The 18,062-nt window shown below is 31.0% G+C and carries 15 protein-coding genes; 1 reads left to right on the top strand and 14 read right to left on the bottom strand.

What is annotated here, in order from left to right; genetic code table 11:
• From HMPREF0367_RS10130 to HMPREF0367_RS09505, 13 genes are all read right to left on the bottom strand, one after another.
• The coding region (locus tag HMPREF0367_RS10130) for an S-layer homology domain-containing protein (protein WP_169815954.1) at positions 1–699 on the bottom strand (699 nt) is incomplete at its 3' end.
• Positions 700–803: 104 nt separating this feature from the next.
• Positions 804–1,964, bottom strand: coding sequence for a MerR family transcriptional regulator (locus HMPREF0367_RS09560; protein WP_035403708.1), 1,161 nt, complete (start codon positions 1,962–1,964; stop codon positions 804–806).
• Between the two features lie 2 nt (positions 1,965–1,966).
• Complete coding sequence (gene rfbD / locus HMPREF0367_RS10340) at positions 1,967–3,655, bottom strand: dTDP-4-dehydrorhamnose reductase (RefSeq protein WP_081683683.1); 1,689 nt, start codon at positions 3,653–3,655, stop codon at positions 1,967–1,969.
• A 20-nt stretch (positions 3,656–3,675) separates the two neighbouring features.
• The gene (locus HMPREF0367_RS09550) at positions 3,676–4,452 is read right to left on the bottom strand and encodes an ABC transporter permease (protein WP_035403707.1); all 777 of its coding nucleotides are present in this window, start codon (positions 4,450–4,452) and stop codon (positions 3,676–3,678) included.
• A gap of 4 nt (positions 4,453–4,456) precedes the next feature.
• Complete coding sequence (locus HMPREF0367_RS09545; RefSeq protein ID WP_081683682.1) at positions 4,457–5,188, bottom strand: ABC transporter ATP-binding protein; 732 nt, start codon at positions 5,186–5,188, stop codon at positions 4,457–4,459.
• A 15-nt stretch (positions 5,189–5,203) separates the two neighbouring features.
• Positions 5,204–7,123: a rhamnan synthesis F family protein gene (locus HMPREF0367_RS09540; protein ID WP_051335248.1), complete on the bottom strand. Its 1,920-nt coding sequence runs from the start codon at positions 7,121–7,123 to the stop codon at positions 5,204–5,206.
• 138 nt (positions 7,124–7,261) lie between these two features.
• Positions 7,262–7,978, bottom strand: a complete 717-nt coding sequence (locus tag HMPREF0367_RS09535) for a glycosyltransferase family 2 protein (protein ID WP_081683681.1) — start codon at positions 7,976–7,978, stop codon at positions 7,262–7,264.
• A 2-nt stretch (positions 7,979–7,980) separates the two neighbouring features.
• Positions 7,981–8,742 (bottom strand): glycosyltransferase, encoded by a 762-nt coding sequence (locus HMPREF0367_RS09530; RefSeq protein ID WP_035403706.1) that lies wholly within the window; start codon positions 8,740–8,742, stop codon positions 7,981–7,983.
• Positions 8,735–9,847 (bottom strand): glycosyltransferase, encoded by a 1,113-nt coding sequence (locus tag HMPREF0367_RS09525; RefSeq protein WP_035403705.1) that lies wholly within the window; start codon positions 9,845–9,847, stop codon positions 8,735–8,737. Before HMPREF0367_RS09525 ends, HMPREF0367_RS09530 begins: the two co-directional genes overlap by 8 nt.
• A 2-nt stretch (positions 9,848–9,849) precedes the next feature.
• Positions 9,850–10,716, bottom strand: coding sequence for an NAD-dependent epimerase/dehydratase family protein (locus HMPREF0367_RS09520; protein WP_035403700.1), 867 nt, complete (start codon positions 10,714–10,716; stop codon positions 9,850–9,852).
• 61 nt (positions 10,717–10,777) lie between these two features.
• Complete coding sequence (locus HMPREF0367_RS09515; RefSeq protein WP_248660683.1) at positions 10,778–12,394, bottom strand: polysaccharide biosynthesis protein; 1,617 nt, start codon at positions 12,392–12,394, stop codon at positions 10,778–10,780.
• Positions 12,395–12,726: 332 nt separating this feature from the next.
• A complete protein-coding gene (locus HMPREF0367_RS09510) occupies positions 12,727–14,472 on the bottom strand; it encodes an LCP family protein (RefSeq protein WP_035403696.1) in 1,746 nt (581 codons plus the stop codon).
• An 81-nt stretch (positions 14,473–14,553) separates the two neighbouring features.
• A complete protein-coding gene (locus tag HMPREF0367_RS09505) occupies positions 14,554–16,305 on the bottom strand; it encodes an LCP family protein (protein ID WP_035403694.1) in 1,752 nt (583 codons plus the stop codon).
• A gap of 245 nt (positions 16,306–16,550) precedes the next feature.
• On the opposite strand from HMPREF0367_RS09505, the gene HMPREF0367_RS09500 reads away from it, so the two are divergent.
• Positions 16,551–17,162 (top strand): sugar transferase, encoded by a 612-nt coding sequence (locus tag HMPREF0367_RS09500; RefSeq protein WP_282705537.1) that lies wholly within the window; start codon positions 16,551–16,553, stop codon positions 17,160–17,162.
• A gap of 148 nt (positions 17,163–17,310) precedes the next feature.
• On the opposite strand, the gene HMPREF0367_RS09495 is transcribed toward HMPREF0367_RS09500, so the two are convergent.
• Positions 17,311–18,003 (bottom strand): S-layer homology domain-containing protein, encoded by a 693-nt coding sequence (locus tag HMPREF0367_RS09495; RefSeq protein WP_051335247.1) that lies wholly within the window; start codon positions 18,001–18,003, stop codon positions 17,311–17,313.
• Between the last annotated feature and the right edge of the window lie 59 nt (positions 18,004–18,062).

The raw sequence follows: 18,062 nt of genomic DNA, 5'->3' as shown, positions 1-18,062 counted from the left end.
CATCTGTTCTCGGTTGATATTGTCTCCAGGACCAAATTTTCCTGTATCCTCGTATCCTGTGACCACTCCAATATCACTTGCCCATAGGATTGCATCCGTATACCACTGATTATCGGCTACATCTGGGAACTTGTTTGTATATTCCATATCCGGTGAACCATTCATCCTGTGCAGGATAACGGCAAACTGTGCTCTGGCTAGGTTTTCATATGGTCCAAAGGTCGTTTCATTCAGTCCTGTCATCAGTCCATTGTCATAGACATATTTTACTGAGTAATAAAACCAATCTGAAGAGGTAACATCTGTAAATTTAAGTTGTTTTTCATAAACATATGCTACAGCAGTATTCTCATTGATCAACCAATAAGATGGCCCTGTGGATCCTTTTCCTTCCATGATTTCATATCCTTCAGGTGTATACGCCTCAACAATCTTGCCTAATACGTTAATATCTGTAAGTATTGAAAGATCGACATTCTCAACAATCTTATCAAATGTTTGTGTAGGCTTTGTCCAATTATCTGAATCAAAAAGAGAAAAATTAATTGTCAAAGTACCCATATTTGTTTCAGAAGTAAAAATCATTGATTCCAGTTCAACAGTAGGATCTGTTGTATTTGCCATAACGCTTACATTTAAACTACATGCCAATAATGTGCTTAAAGCTGACAAAATAAATGTTTTTACTATTTTTTTCATAAACCGTCCTATTCTTAACATTGTAATGATACTTTACATTCGCAAAATAATCAATTGCTTGTATGTCTTTTCACAAATTAAATATCACCTATATGATCAAATGTTTATATGTAACATATAAACATCCCTGCATCTTTGGTAATCTTTAAATTCTTCTCTTTTTTTAAAACACCATTTACATAATGTCGAAATTCATTGATTCTCGGACCTATTAATTCATTTTGATTTCCGTGACAGCTTAAAATATAATCAATTATTGGTTTTGATTTATCAACTAACAAATAATCATCATACTTTTTAAATTCAACTTTTTTAAAATATTTAGATAGAATAGTTTCTCCATTCTCTATACCAAAAACATCAAACAATTTATTAGCGGATAATTCTATCTTATTATCAAACCCTTTTACCAACTCATCTAATTCTTTCATGTGATTCTTTCCATAAGTAGTACAATACAAAATTCCTCTTGTATTCAAAACTCTTTTTATTTCTTTTAAAGCTATATTTATATCTCTTGCGTAAAACAATACATGATTAGCAATAACTGCATCAAAATATCCATCTTTAAAGGGTATTTTTTCACAATCAAAGACCAAACAATTAAAATCATTACCTAAACTTTTTCTAACTTCATCAACCATACCTTGAGATGAATCTGACAAAAATATTTCTCTATTTCTCAAATCAATATTGTGATCTTTCCATAATTTTCCGTTTCCACAACCTACTTCTAAAAGACGATTGATTTTTGAAAAATCTATTTGATGAAAAATCCACGGAAACCATCCTTGTTTATTTTGGGAATACATATCATGCAATGATATACGAACATTTAGATTTTTCGCATTTTTATATTGATCAACAACATTATTATCATCGCTTGATAATTGAATTAATGAAATCACTTTTCCCCATTCAATTTTACCTGTATCGAGAGTCATAATCATTGCTTCCATAGAATCTTTTATCAAATTCATGTGTTTTATTCTTGAATCAAGTAGTTCTACTTGCATTTGAAATGATTCTTTAATATCTTGATCTTCTAAAACAATCGGAAAAATCTCTTCTATTGAAAAACCTAGATGTTTTAACGATAATATTTTTTGTAGTTTTAATAAATCAGAATCGGTATATTGTCTATAACCATTAGATAAAACAAAAGAGGGTTTTAATAACCCTATTTTGTCATAATAACGAATTGTCCTTTCTGTAACATTTGCCAGTTTTGCAAATTTTCCAGTTGAATACATTTTATCGTCCATAATTATTTTTCATTTTCTAAAATTTTTCTAATTTTGGTAGCATCTCCCCAAATAGCATCAGAATCATATGGTCTATCCGGATAAGCTCCGTACTCCAATTTTATTTTAAAATCATTTTCTTTAATAAAACTTTCCACTTTATCAGCTAAAGAAATCGGCTCTCCTGTACAAACATTGATGATTCCTGTTATTTGATCTTGTACAGATGCAGCAACAATTTGTTTAGCTAATTCCTGAACAGTAATAAAGTCATATTTATTTTTTCCTGATGTGAATGGGAATTTTTCTTTTCCTTCCTGTTCGGCCTGTACAAGTTTAGAGAATATAGAATTGTTTTTTAAATCATCTCCCATGATATAATACGCTCTTAACCAATGTACAGAAACGTCTTTGTTCATAGTTAAATTAAAAGTTATATTTCGTAATGCATCTTTAGCAATACCATATAGTGAAATAGGATTTGTAGGAGTATGCTCATCAACAGCTCCTTCCCAGTAACCAACTTCATGCATAGTACCCATGATACTAATACTCTTTAATCCACCAGCAATCATATTTTTAATAAATGTATAATGACTAGGAAGATCTAATATATGCGAATCATCATTATGTACAAATCCATTTCTCCATGCTAAATGAATACAAACATCTGGTTTACCCATTAATTCGTAAATATTCTCTTTTCCACTAAAAATAGGCTCTTCTACTCTTATAGCTCTTTCATCAACACCATCGTATCTAAAATCTGCAGCTAAAACTTCATATCCACGATTCAATAATTCTTTAACTACATGTCTTCCTAAATATCCATTTGCACCTGTAACTAGTACTTTCTTTGTTAAATCACTCATAACATAACCTCCACTAATATAGTCTTTTAAAGCATTTTGCCAATCTTTCATTTTATAATTAAAGTTTTCTAAAAGCTTTTTATTAGTCAAAATCGAATTCTTTGGACGTTTTACTTTTGAAACATATTCATTTGATTTAACATGTTTTACTTTAACATTTAAATTTAATTCTTCGAATATTTGTTCTGCAAACTGTGCCCAGTTACAATAACCTTCACAAGATGCATGATAAATACCATACTTGTTAGAAGAAATCAATAGATTAATAACTTTAGCTAATTCCATTGAACTTGTTGGAGAGCCAAATTGATCATCCACAACCGTTACTTCATTTTTATTTTTAGCATTCTGAACCACTTTTCTAACAAAATTTTCTCCATCACCAAACATCCAGGCTGTACGGATAATAAAGTATTTACTCATATTTTCTAAAATGATTTGTTCTGCAAGCAATTTACTTTTCCCGTACACAGATTGAGGATTTGGAATATCTTCTTCATCATATGGTTCTGATTTTTCTCCGTCAAAGACATAATCTGTAGAAATATGGACTAAACAAGCATCATATTCAAGACACATTTTAACCAAGTTTCTAGGACCTTCCGCATTAATCTTAAATGCTAATTCTTCTTCCGTTTCACATTTATCAACATTTGTAAATGCCGCACAGTTAATAACTATTTCTGGTTCAAATTTATTAAAGACTTTCTTTACAGAATTCGCATCTGTAATATCCATTTCTTTAGTGTCAGTTAAAAGCAACTCAATCTCTTCATTTATTAATACTTTTTGAAGTGCTCTTCCTAATTGTCCATTAGCACCTGTAACTAGTATTTTCATGAATTCTCGCCTTCTTTCTACTATACTTCTTCAGCAAAACCTTTTTCTAATTTTCTAAAAACTATTAATCCAATAACAAAGAGCACAACGGATACAACGCATGTATAAGCTAAAACGGAAAAATCAGGAATTGTATGATACATAAAAATACATCTATATGCATCTACTAAACCAGCCATCGGGTTTAACATTAAAACCCATCTTAATGATTCAGGAAAAATGTCTACAGTATATAAAATTGGTGTTGCATAAAACATTAGGTTTAATACGAATTGGATAATATATTGTGTATCTTTTATGTAAATATTAATTGCACTTAATGCTAAAGAAATACCTAGACTTAGTACAAATTGAATAAAAGTAATCAAAGGTAAAATAATAATATGCCAACTAACTCCTATAGATGGATTGAAAATACAAAACAAAAGAATAACTAAACAAGAAATCAGGAAATTAACCACCCCACTGATGGCAGATGATAACGGCAAAATAATTCTTGGAAAATACACTTTTTTTATAATTCCTGCATTCATTTGAATAACCATCATTCCCGCATTAATTACATTTGTGAAAAAAGTCCAAGCGATAATACCAATAATCAAATAAACCAAATAATTCTCAATTTGTGTACGCATAATATAAGGGAAAATAACAGCATATACAACCGCTTGTAATAAAGGGTTAATAAAAGACCATAAAACTCCAAAAAAAGATCCTTTATACTTTCCACGGATATCCTTTTGTACACTTGTTTTTAAAAATTCTCTATATTGAATAATTTCTCTTATTTCTTCCATAAAATTACCTGCATTCCTCTAAATAAGCTTTAACCACTTCTTTTGGATTTCCATCAAGTTTAATGACACCATTTTGAACCCATATCGCTCTAGAACATAATTCATTTACTTGCTGCAAGTTATGAGTGACAATAACTATTGTCTTATTGCTATTCTTTAGTTCCTCCAATTTTTTAAAGCATTTTTCTTGGAAATGTTGATCTCCAACTGCTAGTATTTCATCAATCAACAAGATTTCAGCATCCACATTTATCGCAATCGAAAAAGCTAATCTCATATACATTCCTGAAGAATATACACGAACTGGATTATCTATAAAAGCTCCTAATTCTGAAAATTCGATTATTTCATCCATTCTTTTATCGATTTCTTGTCTACTTAAGCCAAAAATTGCTGCATTAAAATATATGTTTTCTCTTCCTGTAAAATCAGGATGAAATCCTGCACCTAATTCCAATAACGAAGAAAGCTTACCATATGTTTTAACTGTTCCTTTATTAGGATAAAGGATTTTTGTCATTATTTTTAATAGTGTTGATTTTCCACTACCATTGACTCCAATTAAAGCAACAGTTTCCCCTTTTTTGATATCTAATGTAATATCATGCAAAACTGTTCGCATCTCATATTTATTTCTCTTCCAAGAAATGAGTCTGTCTTTTAAAGTTAATGGCTTATCATACATTATCTTAAAAGATTTAGACATATTTCTAATTTCAATAGAATTTTCAGACATTCTCTAACACCGCCTCTATTTTACACGTGTAACCCATTTTCTACGATATTTTTCATAAGCAACTTCACCCATGATTTTTCTTAACGCACTCTTTATCAAATTAGTTGTTGTCTTTACAATATCTTTAGCTAAAATCTTAATATCTTTTTTAACGCCATTTCCCAACACTCTATGTCTCAAACCTAAAATCATTTCATCATAATATGGTCCTAAACCACTATCTACTCCTGCTCTTACGAAACCTCTAGTATAGTGATGAAGATTTTGATATTCGATAGCAGCAAATTTGTCTGTCATTCCAATTGCAGGATAAAATCCTTCTTGTTGAACCACGTATGGGTAGATTCTCTCTATTGCATGCAATAAAGTTCCATCTATCTTATTGGGTTCCTTTGGAAAATCTTCATATTTCCAATCACAATCAAATAACAGTTTTAGCGCTTTTGGTCTAAACCAAAACATTGTTCCATAAGGAGCCACAGGTTGGCAATAGGCATTAATAGGTACCGTAAGTTTTAACTTGTCTGCTAATTGTTTTGTAATTTCAAAATTTGGTCCCCATCCATATGCAACCGTTGGAAACAAAATCCCATGATTTGGTTCCGGTGGAACTAACATACCTAATCTTTTATTCTCATCAAACAAGTCAATTACATTAGACACATACTGTTTTGAAGCCAAAACATTCTCAAAACACTTATATGCAAAAGATGCACCACTAGTCCCTGGTATAATTTGTGCAGTTTTTTTGTCATGCGCAAAACATACGATATCATAATCCATAATTACATCTTTAACACCTGTTAATAATGCACTTACGTCTCTTCCTCTATTTTCGATTACTCTGACTTCAAATTTATTAAATTGTAAGTCTTTGTATACTCTTAGTATTTCTTTCTTCTTCTCTTCAGTATTTGTTGTTATATAAATATCTGCGTTTTTAGGCATAGATTCAATATATTTCTTGTTTTCTTCCAGTAAATCTGGAAAATACATATGAATTACCAAAGCCACTTTACTATTTGACGTTTTATTCTTATCAAATTCTTTAGGAAGAACATATGTTAAATTCATATTTTTGACAAGTATCTCTTGATCATAACTCCTTAATATTGGATCCCAGATCATATCTACATCATAGTTAGTATGTTTATCGAGATATTCATAAAGCTCACTTGTCTGCTCTCCTGTAGTATTGCGCAAAAAGTCATTTATATCGTGGAAAAAACTTCTTTTTTTAAAGATTGGACAATTATATTCTTTAATTAATTTTGTTGGACACATCATAAGAGGATATCCTGTATAGTCTTCCAAGCCATGTGTATCTACAAAAGCTTCCCACTTAAACCCTTTATCGCTAAAATACTTTGTAAAGATCGCCTCATGTTTACCTATAGCCTCACTATAGTTATTTATCATAGGCATGTTTTTCCAATATTCTTGAAAAACATCCGTAGTCACTAAAGATCTACGACACACTATAAAATGTGATTGTAGATGTTCAGGGATATAGCCATACGAGATACAATTAAATGGATCGTGATTATATTTTGGATAGATGGTCATTCCCCAAAAATCCAAATCTTTTTCATCCATAGTTTTAAAAGTTTTCTCAAAAGAATCCACAGGCCCCATAATGGTGCTATTTAGCAAGACTACTTCTTCATATTCTGATAATTTTTCCCAACCAATTTTTTCTAAAGTCGTTTTATACGCCCATACATCGAATCCTTTATTTTCTCTTTCTATGACTTCGCCAAATCGTTGTAATTTCTGTTTCTGAGCTTCTTCTAAATTACCATTAGAAACAATGTAGAGTGTTCGCACGTATTGACTAAAGTCTTCTAAAAAATATTCTACATATCTATCTACAATACCTTGTCCATCATAAAAAAAGTAAATTGCTATTCGATTATTCTTATCTTTAATTAACATCAGAATCTCCTTCTCATTTAAATACAAGTTCGCTTGTCTATAGTCTTTCTAATACATTAACAAAATACTCACTAAATAAATCAAGCAAGACATATTGTACACTTTACACATAATTTTGTCCATTTCAGTTAAGATATATCATAATTTATTACATTTTCTTTTATGCATGCATACTGCAGAAATAATCTGAAAGCGCCATTTTATCATTTGCAAAATATTCGAATGCTCAGTTGATGACATATTTGAACCATGTCTTCGATAAAGAATAAGTGGATCATCCAGCATTACATTTTTTCCATGTAGTTCTCCAATCAGTCCAATCCACTGATCATGCATTGGAAGTTTCGATGGAAAAGGTAATATATATTCTTTCATCTCTTTTCTGAATGCCATGCAACATCCTATATAACTATTTCTAATAATGTTATTTAAAACACCTAGTTTAGTCCTATGATCCTTAAAAAAAGACTCTGATAAAACTTCTAAATTTTTATCAACGATCTTTGCATCATGCAGTACAACGTTTGTGCTTGAATCTTCAAAAGCTTTGAGCACTAAATCTACTTTGTTTTGCACCCAGATGTCATCTTGATCAGATAGAAATATTATGTCATTATGAGTGTGTTTTATCGCATTCTCAAAATTGTAAATCAATCCTTTTCCAGGTCCCTTTAAAAGTTTAATTCGTTCATCTGAAAACGATTGAATGATTTCACTGGTTTTATCATTAGAAGGGTCTAATGAGATAATCAACTCATCACCCTCTGTTAAATTTACAAGAATTGATTTTATTTGCTCTTTGATATAGTTTTCACCATTATAAGCTGCCATAGCCACTGATATTTTTTTTCTCATATTTATCTCCATAAAAACGTTAAATCTTTATATTGAAGCATTAAACGTATTCTTCTTTTTAACAGAATAAAAAAATAATTCTTCTTATTATTTCTATAAAAATATTTACTGTCTCTTTTAAAGATATTCCACCGGACTATAGCAGACTTTTTACTATTGGTATTTGCAGAAAAATTTTGATAAATTTCAAAAGGTAATACCTCTATTTTTTTATTTCTTTTCTTCATTTCTATCAGAAAATAATGATCTACATAATCTAAAAAGAGTTTTTCATCATAAGAAAAATCCTTGAAACATGATAAATTGATTATCATCCCACTATTTATACCTGTTATTTCTGAATATGAAATGTTTGTATCTTGTGATCGATAAACTACACCCTTTACATTCTTTGATGGTGACATGATTCCTTTCTCGTCTTTTACAATTGGTAAATATATATCTGTATCATGTAACTCTGCAGATAAAAACCATTCTATATAGGTTCTAGGAATCTCTGTATCATCATCCATAATCATAATGTAACCATTTTTACTTTGTATTTCATTAATTCCAGCATTATATGCACAGGATAAACCTTTATTTCCGTTCATGGAAATATAAATAACTCCATCTTTTTTTGCTATGTTTTGATTATTATTTGGTGTTGTACTATTATCGCATACAATAGTTATTAAATTATTGTATTCTCTACACAATTTATATGTTGGAGATTTATCAAGTTCCTTGTTATATACAACAATTAAGCTATATCTCTTAGTCATGTAAAACACCTGCTTTATCTAACGTCTCAAAAAAAACAGTGTCCGTAAAAGTTTCTAAATAAATACTTTTTATCTTTTCTCTTTTAAACGACATGTCTTCTTCATCCTCATGAATTATTTCATTAATTATTTCTTGGATATTGTCTTTGTTTACATTATGTCCAATTTCTTCTTGAGCACAAAGTTTATATGTATCTCCCTGAATTGTATTGATCAACGGTATTCCAGCACACATATAATCTAATGATTTCATTGTAAGTCCCACTACAACGGTAGGTTTCATAATGTTTAAAGCATAATCACATTGATCAAATATTTTCTGCTTTTCTATTTGTGAATATACTTCTTGATGGTCAATAACTGTTATATGTTCAGCCGATAATCTGCTTATCAAAGTTTGTTTTTCTTCTCCGTTACCTATGATGTGCAATGTCGTATCTATTTTTTTATTGCATTCTTTAAGAAATTGGACTATAAGATCTAAATCAATAATATTATTAATTGAACCTAAATAGCAAAAACTTCTTTTATTCTTAGAAAATTTGTAGGATGTTTCCAGCGGTCTTTCTTTGCGAGACCAGTATAAAGTATGATATTTTAAATTACCTTTTTTTCTTAAAACTTCTTGGAATAATTCACATTCAGTAAAAATGATATCTGCACGTTCTAAGTATTTGTCTCTGATATTTTTCCATAATGTTATTGGAAATATGTTTTTTATATTGCCTACAGGCAAAGTTTCTGGCCATAAATCAATGATATCAAAAATTAATTTTACATTATATTTTTCTTTGTATAGAGATAAATATTTCGATAAACTGTTTGGTGGAACAAGAGCATGTATTAAATCCGGTTGAATTGCGATTAATTCATTATACACACTTTTAGAAAATTGATAATGAGAAATCAGCCTATCAATCGATAAATTTTTTTTATATTCTTTTACATTTATATCTAAGTCTGATATCTCATTATGAATTTTCTTTTTTTTTCTATGAGAAAAATCAGATGAGCTTACGATCACATCTTCTTTTTTATAATATTCTTTCAAAAGTTTCACTCTATCAAAATATGTATCAAATGCACAAACTATGACAACTTTCATGGTTACCCTCTTTTTTCTGTCCTTTGTATCGAATCCTCAAAATCAAATACATTATATTCAAAGTTATAAACTGATAATTCTTTATCGATTATTAAACTTCCAAATACTTTTTCAACTAAAATGTTTGTCTTTAATCGTTTGATTACGGGATTAAATATGCGTGTAAAAATAATTTTGTGATTATTTATTGACGCAATCTTCTCAACTAATTTTCTCGTTTCAACATATTCTTTATTTTGAGGAAAGAACAAACCCGCTAACTCTAAATCTATGACATTTTTCAAAAATTCAACTAAATTTCCTATATATAACATACTTCGTTTATTTTCAAAATCTGGAAATATAGGTGTTTTTTTAGCAAATTTTGATAATATAGGATAATTCCCCTTTGATCCTTCTCCATAAATCATTGGTGAACGTATAATACACAACTTAAATTGATCACTTTCCAGCTGTTTCAATTTTATCTCGGCTTGTTTTTTACTATCCCCATAAAAATTATCCGGTTTTAATGGCGTATCTTTTCGAATAATTTTTTCACTATTTTTGAAACTTTCACTACCATAAACAATCACAGAGCTCATGAAAATAAACTGATGAACACCTTCTTTAGCAGCTTTAAAACCAACCTCATATGCTAAATCTGTATTAATCTTATAATATAAAGACTTCTCGCTATCTTTAGGTGTAGAATGAGCTAGTCCTGCCACATGAAAAATCGTATCATAATCAGAAAAATCAACTGTTTTCCACTTAGAATCATGTAAATCTAATTCCTCTACATAATATGAGTTTTTTTCCTGTGACAATCTATTCTTTAAATGAGTGCCAATATAACTGTTTTTCCCTGTTATAAGAATTTTTTTCATTCTACATCTCCTATATAGTTTATAAACACGATTATAAAGAAGATATTAAATAGTCAAAATTTTAATTTGTATCTTTTATTGCTTTCATTAACATCGACTTTAACTTAGCAGGATCATCTAACTCAACCGCGGCTTGTGCTAATTCAGCAACCTTTTTATCAATATCTTCTTGGCGAACATCCATGCTCTCATGAACAAAAATAAGATTATTGTCAGTTTTATGACACTTTTCAATTTCTAAAGCCAGTTCTTCAAACATTTTTTCACCTGGACGTAAACCAATTTCTTTGATTTCGATATCCTGATAAGGTTTATAACCAGCTAAACGAATCATTTTCTCAGCCAAATCCAATATTTTCACCGGTTCTCCCATATCTAAAACGAAGATTTCTCGATGTTTGGCATAATATCCTGCCTGCAGAACTAATTGAGCAGCTTCCGGAATTGTCATAAAATAACGCTGTACATTTTTATCTGTAACTGTAACAGGTCCTCCTTGTTTGATCTGCTCTCTAAAAATTGGAATTACTGAACCGTTAGATCCCAATACATTCCCAAAACGAACGGCAGCCATTCTGATTTTTTTATCAGTTTCTCTCGATTGCAAAATCAACTCTGTCATCCTTTTGGTTGCACCCATAACATTTGTTGGATTGACGGCTTTATCCGTAGATATCATGATCAAACGAGATACTCCTGTATTTATTGCTGCATCAATCACATTTTTAGTACCCAAAATATTGTTTAATATTGCTTCAGAAGGTCTAGTTTCCATCAATGGAACATGTTTATGTGCAGCAGCATGATATACAACATCACATTGATACTCTTTTAAAACTTTAAATAATTCTTCTCTTTCGCGAATCGAAACTATTAACGAAACTATTTCAATTGAACTATCTACTTTACCGATTCGTTTATTACGCATGAATTCTTGTTCAAGCATATAGAGAGAATTCTCATTAATATCAATCATGACAAGTTTCTTTGGTTTAAATCTTACTATCTGACGACACAACTCTGAACCGATTGATCCTCCAGCTCCTGTAACACAAACTGTTTTATCGATTAGATAAGATGCTATTTCTTCTATTTTCAAATCTATACTCGGTCTATTTAATAAATCTTCAATTCGTATATCTTCAACAGAAACATGTTGTTGAGAATCATTATCAACCGAGAAATTCATCACTTTTGTATTAATGCTAGTAGAGGTACATAAATCAATAATTCTTCTCTTTTGCTCAGGAGTTACTGAAGAAACGGCAATAAAAATTTGGCTTACACCATTCTCTCTAGCAATATCGGCAACCTCATCTATTGTTCCTAACACAGGTTTTCCGCTTAAAATCATACCTTTTGCTTTGTAATCATCCAAAAATCCCACCACATTATAAGGATATTTAGTATTACGATAAATCTCTGATAACATTAAATAACCGGCACTTCCTGCTCCAATGATCAAGGCATTTTGTTTTCTATCTGAAGCTAAAGCTGAACGTCTTAATGTTCTATAAATCAATCGAACCCCTAGTGATAAGATAAAAGATAATAATTCAGATATGATTATTAAAGATGGGTGGAACAAATTTGTAATTTGTTGGAAAAACAACATTATCAACATGCATAATAAAGAACTTAAGAAACAACGAATTACCTCACTTGGCCCGGTATACATCCATAAAATCTTGTGTGTTCTGAAGATTAATTGACTGACTAAATGAAGAATCAGTACAAAGAACATACCCCACAAAATCAATCGAGTAATATGAAAAAACCTTCCTTCCAAAAAGAAACCGTTATCCATAAAAAAAACGAAAACATAACTAAAGCCGGTGATTAACAAATCTATTAAACAAATTAGTAATCCTCGGAAATGTTGATATAATTTAGTCTCATATATAAAATCCATATTTTATGCTCCAATCACATAATCGTATACATTATATACGAAATCGTAATAAAATACAAAATTCTGGGATTTCTCCCAGAATTCTATAAGAATCAATTTTAATATACTTCTTCAGTGGCAGTCTCTGATCCAGAATAATATCCATCACCATAAGTCTGTGTATCTGTTACTGCGTTTGGATCATAATAAGTAGAGTCATCATATGTTTGAGTTGAACCATAATAATATGGATCATAATAATAGTATCCACCTTCTGTTAATAAGCCTTCCTGAATTTGAGCTTCTATCTGTTCTTGAGATAGTGTTCCTGCCGGTACATCCTCTTCACTTTCAATAGTAGAACTTGATTCACCATTTAAGACAGCAGCAATCTTCTGAGAAGCTATAGATACTGAATTCGTATCCGGAATAATGACACTAACTTCGGTTCCTAATTCTGGAGAAACTTGCATATCTCCATACCCCGATAATACATATTGTTCAAAATTCCATTCAGGCATCGCTTGAATTTGATATTGTACTAAAGATGTTATTTCATCCATTGTCATGTTGGTTTCAAATGCATTTCCTAATGCCTCTAATAATTGAGAATAGTTTGTTAAAATTGTTGGAGAAGTAACCTTATCAATAATCGCTTCTAATACTTGCTGTTGATTTCTTGCTCGTTGTGTATCTCCATCTAAATATGCTTTTCTTTCTCGCGAATAAGCCAAGGCTCTTTTTCCATCAAGATGATTTGTTCCTTCGGTTACACCCTCAAGTGTACTATCTGAATAGAATTTACTAACCGCCATACCTGGAGCAACTTCAATATCTATTCCACCGATAGCATCGACAATGTTTTCCATACTTGAAAAATTCACGCGGAAAGTATAATTAATTTCAATTCCCAAAAGATTTTCTAGAGTATCTTTAGTTGTAGAGACTCCATAAATACCAGTATGTGTTAATTTATCTGTCGCTCCATAATTACAAGCATAGTCGTCACAAACTTCTTCTACAAAATAATCACGAGGTATGCTTGTCATCAGGACAGTAGATGTAACAGGATTAACAGTTACAATCATGTTCACATCAGATCTTGACATTTCCTCAAATTCACCATAAGAATCATTTCCGGTAATCAAAATATTAAATGGATTTGTTGTAATATCAGATACAGCAAGTGGTTCATTAGCTGTATCAGTATAAAAAACCGTTTGATATACTACTTTTGTTTGATTCGAAAAATCCGAATAATTTTCTAACTCTGAAACATTTGTTCTGTATACCTCATTCAATACAATAGCGTCCACTTCTCCATCATATAAAGCTTTTACTTGAGCAGGAACATTATCATATTCTACTTTTTCTATCTTTACATCTTGCGAATTAATATCATCTAAAGTTTTTTTCGTTCCTAATTGGTCTATGTTTTTTAAAGTCGCAATTTTTTTGTTCATCAAATCGTCAATTTCTTCATATGAAGATGACGCTAATGAAATCACGGAAACAGTCGTTTTAACTTTTCCTGCCTGTTCAGTAACTTTCTTTAATGTATCTGCTGTATGTTGAAGATAAACACTTCCAAACCCCATCACTATAGACATTACAATCACTAAGAAAGAGGACAAAATTTTTGACCATAATCGAGCAGAAGCAAAATTTAAAAGTACTAATAAAATTATTGCCGATAAGATTACTATCAAGCATACAGGAATTAATAACTGTTCTGGAAGAATATTTAAAGTTAATAATAAATAGATAACGTATCCTGTAAAAAGAACTAATATTAACGAGATAATTATCGCAAAAACCACGAATAGTTTACTCTTTTTTTCCGGACTTTTCGAAACTCTTTCCATGGGACCTCCTCATTTCATCTTATTTATTTTAGCACTAATTTAAAAAAACCACAAAAAAGTAGAGATTTCTCTACTTTTATTCTACCAGGATTGATATTCAGAACTCTGATCATAATAAATATCTTCATTCCCATTAGTAGTATCATATGTTCCAGCATATGGATCTTCATAACTATCTATTTGCGTATCATAGCTTGAATCATAATAATCCTCAGTAACAGGAACATCATAATACTGATTTGGGTCCTCTGTATAAGTAGGCGTGTCTGAAGCAACACTGTCATCTAAATATGGCGTATATACGTTTTCATCTACTACAGTAGTTATTGAATCCGCACTCTCACCATTTATTACAGCTTGAATTTTTTGTTTAGCGATATCCATAGACTGCGTATTTCCTATTGTCACAGCACTATAATCTCCTAATACCGTGCTATACATCGTATCTTGATATCCCTCAACACTACACTGTTCAAAAGTCCAATCAGGAAAGAATGTAAATTCATAACGAATTAATGACAACATATCTTCACTTGACATATTTGTCTCAAAAGCACCACCTAATGCATCAACAAAATTACCAAAATTCACAATCATGCTTGGTGAAGCAATTTTTTCAAACATTCTCATTAATACTTGTTGTTGGTTTTTATTCCTTTGAACATCTCCATCTGCATAAGCATAACGTTCTCTTGCAAAAGCTAAGGCTCTTTCTCCATCTAAATGATTTGTACCAGCATGAACACCTTCTGTTCCATTAGCATAGAAAGTGTCAACTTCTAAACCTGGCTCAACTTCCACATCAATACCACCTAAAGCATCTACTAGATTAACCAAGCTGGAGAAATTAACTCGAACATAATAGTTAATGTCTATACCAAATGCTTCTTCAATAGTCTTTTCTGTAGAATCAACACCATAAAGACCACTGTGAGTTAACTTATCGTATGAACCTTCTGGACAGTCTGTTGAAGAAGCAGAACAAGCCATCTTTAAATAATAGTCTCTAGGAATACTAGTCAAAAGAATCTTATGCGTACTTGGATTCACCGTAACTAGCATATTTACATCCGAACGAGAAGTTTCATTTAAACTACCATATGAATCATTACCGCTTATCAATATCGTAAATGGTTCACTTACGACATTGACAGCATCTTTTGATGTTTCTATTGTATTTTCACGTTCAGTATAATATACAGTTTTATGAATGATAGTAGTTATGTTACCAAACCCAGTAAACTCTTCATTCTCATGAAGCAGTCCTCGATACGCCTCATTTAGAACCATCGCATTAACTTCGTTATTATATAGAGCTGCCAATGCAGCTTGATAATTTTCGTAATCTACTAAATTAACAGATACTCCTTCTGAATTTAAATCAGAAATACAACGATCAGTAGCATCCTTATCCATTGATTCTGCAGAAGAAACAGTAAGACCATTCAAATCCGAAAGGTTCTCTATTCCACTACCATTCATTGTAATAATTGATACTGTATTTGTCATTTTATTTGTTAAGTTAGTAACAGATTCTAACATTGTGTTCGTTCTATAAATGTAATTATTTCCTACCGCAAAAACAACACAAAGAACCAAAGCTAAAAATCCACAAAAAAAATGAATGATTCCTCTTTTTTTTATGAAATTAGCAATCACAAATATAATTAAACAAATAGTTATAGCTATCAATGATAAAGGCACAGATAAATGTAACGGTAATATTCCCATAGCCAAAATCTGTATAACAAACAATATCGATAAAATTGTAGCTATAATTGAAAATAAAAACGTAATGATTCCAAAGCGAAATTTACGTCTTTTTTTATCCATATTTCTAGATTTCTCATTTTTTCTCATGAAATTATTAAAAACGATTCTTTTTAAAATGTCAAATTTTCATTTAAGATTTATTAAATATTTATTAAATATGCAAAACAATCAAATCATCTATACCATTTTTTACAAATAACTTATTATTTTCTTGCTATTTACCTAATATTCAAATAGATTCAATCTCACTCCCAACAAGACTTATGCTATACTAGTTATGGTTTTTTAGATGGAGTGAAATTATGATTTATGCAAAATATATAAAAAGATTGATTGATTTCATAGTAAGTTTATTAGGTACTGTTATTCTATCCCCTGTTCTCTTAATTTTGATTCTATTAATAAAGATTACAAGTCCAGGGCCTGTGTTCTTTAAACAAAAAAGAGTAGGCATTCATAAAACCTACTTTAATATCTATAAATTTAGAACAATGCGAATTGACACGCCCAAAGATACACCAACTCATTTATTAGAAAATCCAGATCAATACATTACAAGTATTGGAAAATTCTTAAGAAAAACCTCTTTAGATGAGCTCCCGCAGTTATTTAATATCTTAAAAGGAGACATGGCTATCGTTGGCCCTAGACCTGCTCTTTGGAATCAATACGATTTGATTGAAGAAAGAGATAAATATCATGCCAATGATATTCTTCCTGGACTTACTGGATGGGCACAGGTCAATGGACGTGATGAACTTGAAATCAATATAAAAGCCAAGCTGGATGGTGATTATGTTAAAAATATGAGTTTTGGCTTTGACTGCAAATGTTTCTGGATGACAATTACTTCTGTACTAAAACACGAAGGAGTTGTCGAAGGTGGAACTGGAACGATACATAAAGATAAAGAGTAGATTGTGATTTATTTACACTGTTTTGTACGAATTAATCCATTTATTATCTTATATAAACAATCTACACTTTATCCACATTATAAATTTACATTTTTACTTTACATCTTAACTCATTAAAACCCGAGAATTTTTTGATTCTCGGGTTTCTTTACTTATAATATTCCATGAATCGCATGATGATCGTCGCACATTCAGCTCGGCTCGCATTCCCCTGTGGATCCAGCTGGATTTCATTGTATTTTCCTGTGATGATCCCCTCTCCAACTGCCCAGGACATCGCTTCTTTGGCAAACTCATTTACATTGCCTGCATCTGTATATTTACTTATGTTAGCTCTTGCACTTGTATCATATCCAAGATAATTCGCATATCGATACATCATCACAGCCATCTGCTCTCGGTTGATATTGTCTCCAGGACCAAACTTTCCTGTATCGGTATATCCGCCTACGACACCGGCTTCATTGGCCCATAGGATTGCATCCGTATACCACTGATTATCGGCTACATCCGGAAACTTGTTTGTATATTCGATATCCGGTGAACCATTCATCCTGTGAAGAATAACGGCAAACTGTGCTCTGGCTAGGTTTTCATATGGTCCAAAGGTCGTTTCGTTAAGTCCTGTCATTAGTCCATTGTCATAGACGTATCTTACGGACTCGTAGAACCAGTCTATAGATCCCACATCATGAAAAGGCAATTGTTCCGAAGTTGTCTGTACTTCCGGTTTCGAGACCTCATTTGGATCGTTTTCCATTGCATATACAGGATGAACGACCGTGATACTCAGCACGATCGTTATCAGACATTTTATTATATTTTCAACAAATTTCTTCATAATCATTTCCCTATTTTCTTAGATCAATCATTTATAATATTCCATGAATCGCATGATGA

The organism is Faecalitalea cylindroides ATCC 27803 (assembly GCF_000469305.1).
GTDB lineage: Bacteria > Bacillota_I > Bacilli_A > Erysipelotrichales > Erysipelotrichaceae > Faecalitalea > Faecalitalea cylindroides.
The sequence above is the reverse complement of the archived record's forward strand: the minus strand, read 5'-3'. Positions and strand labels throughout refer to the sequence as shown.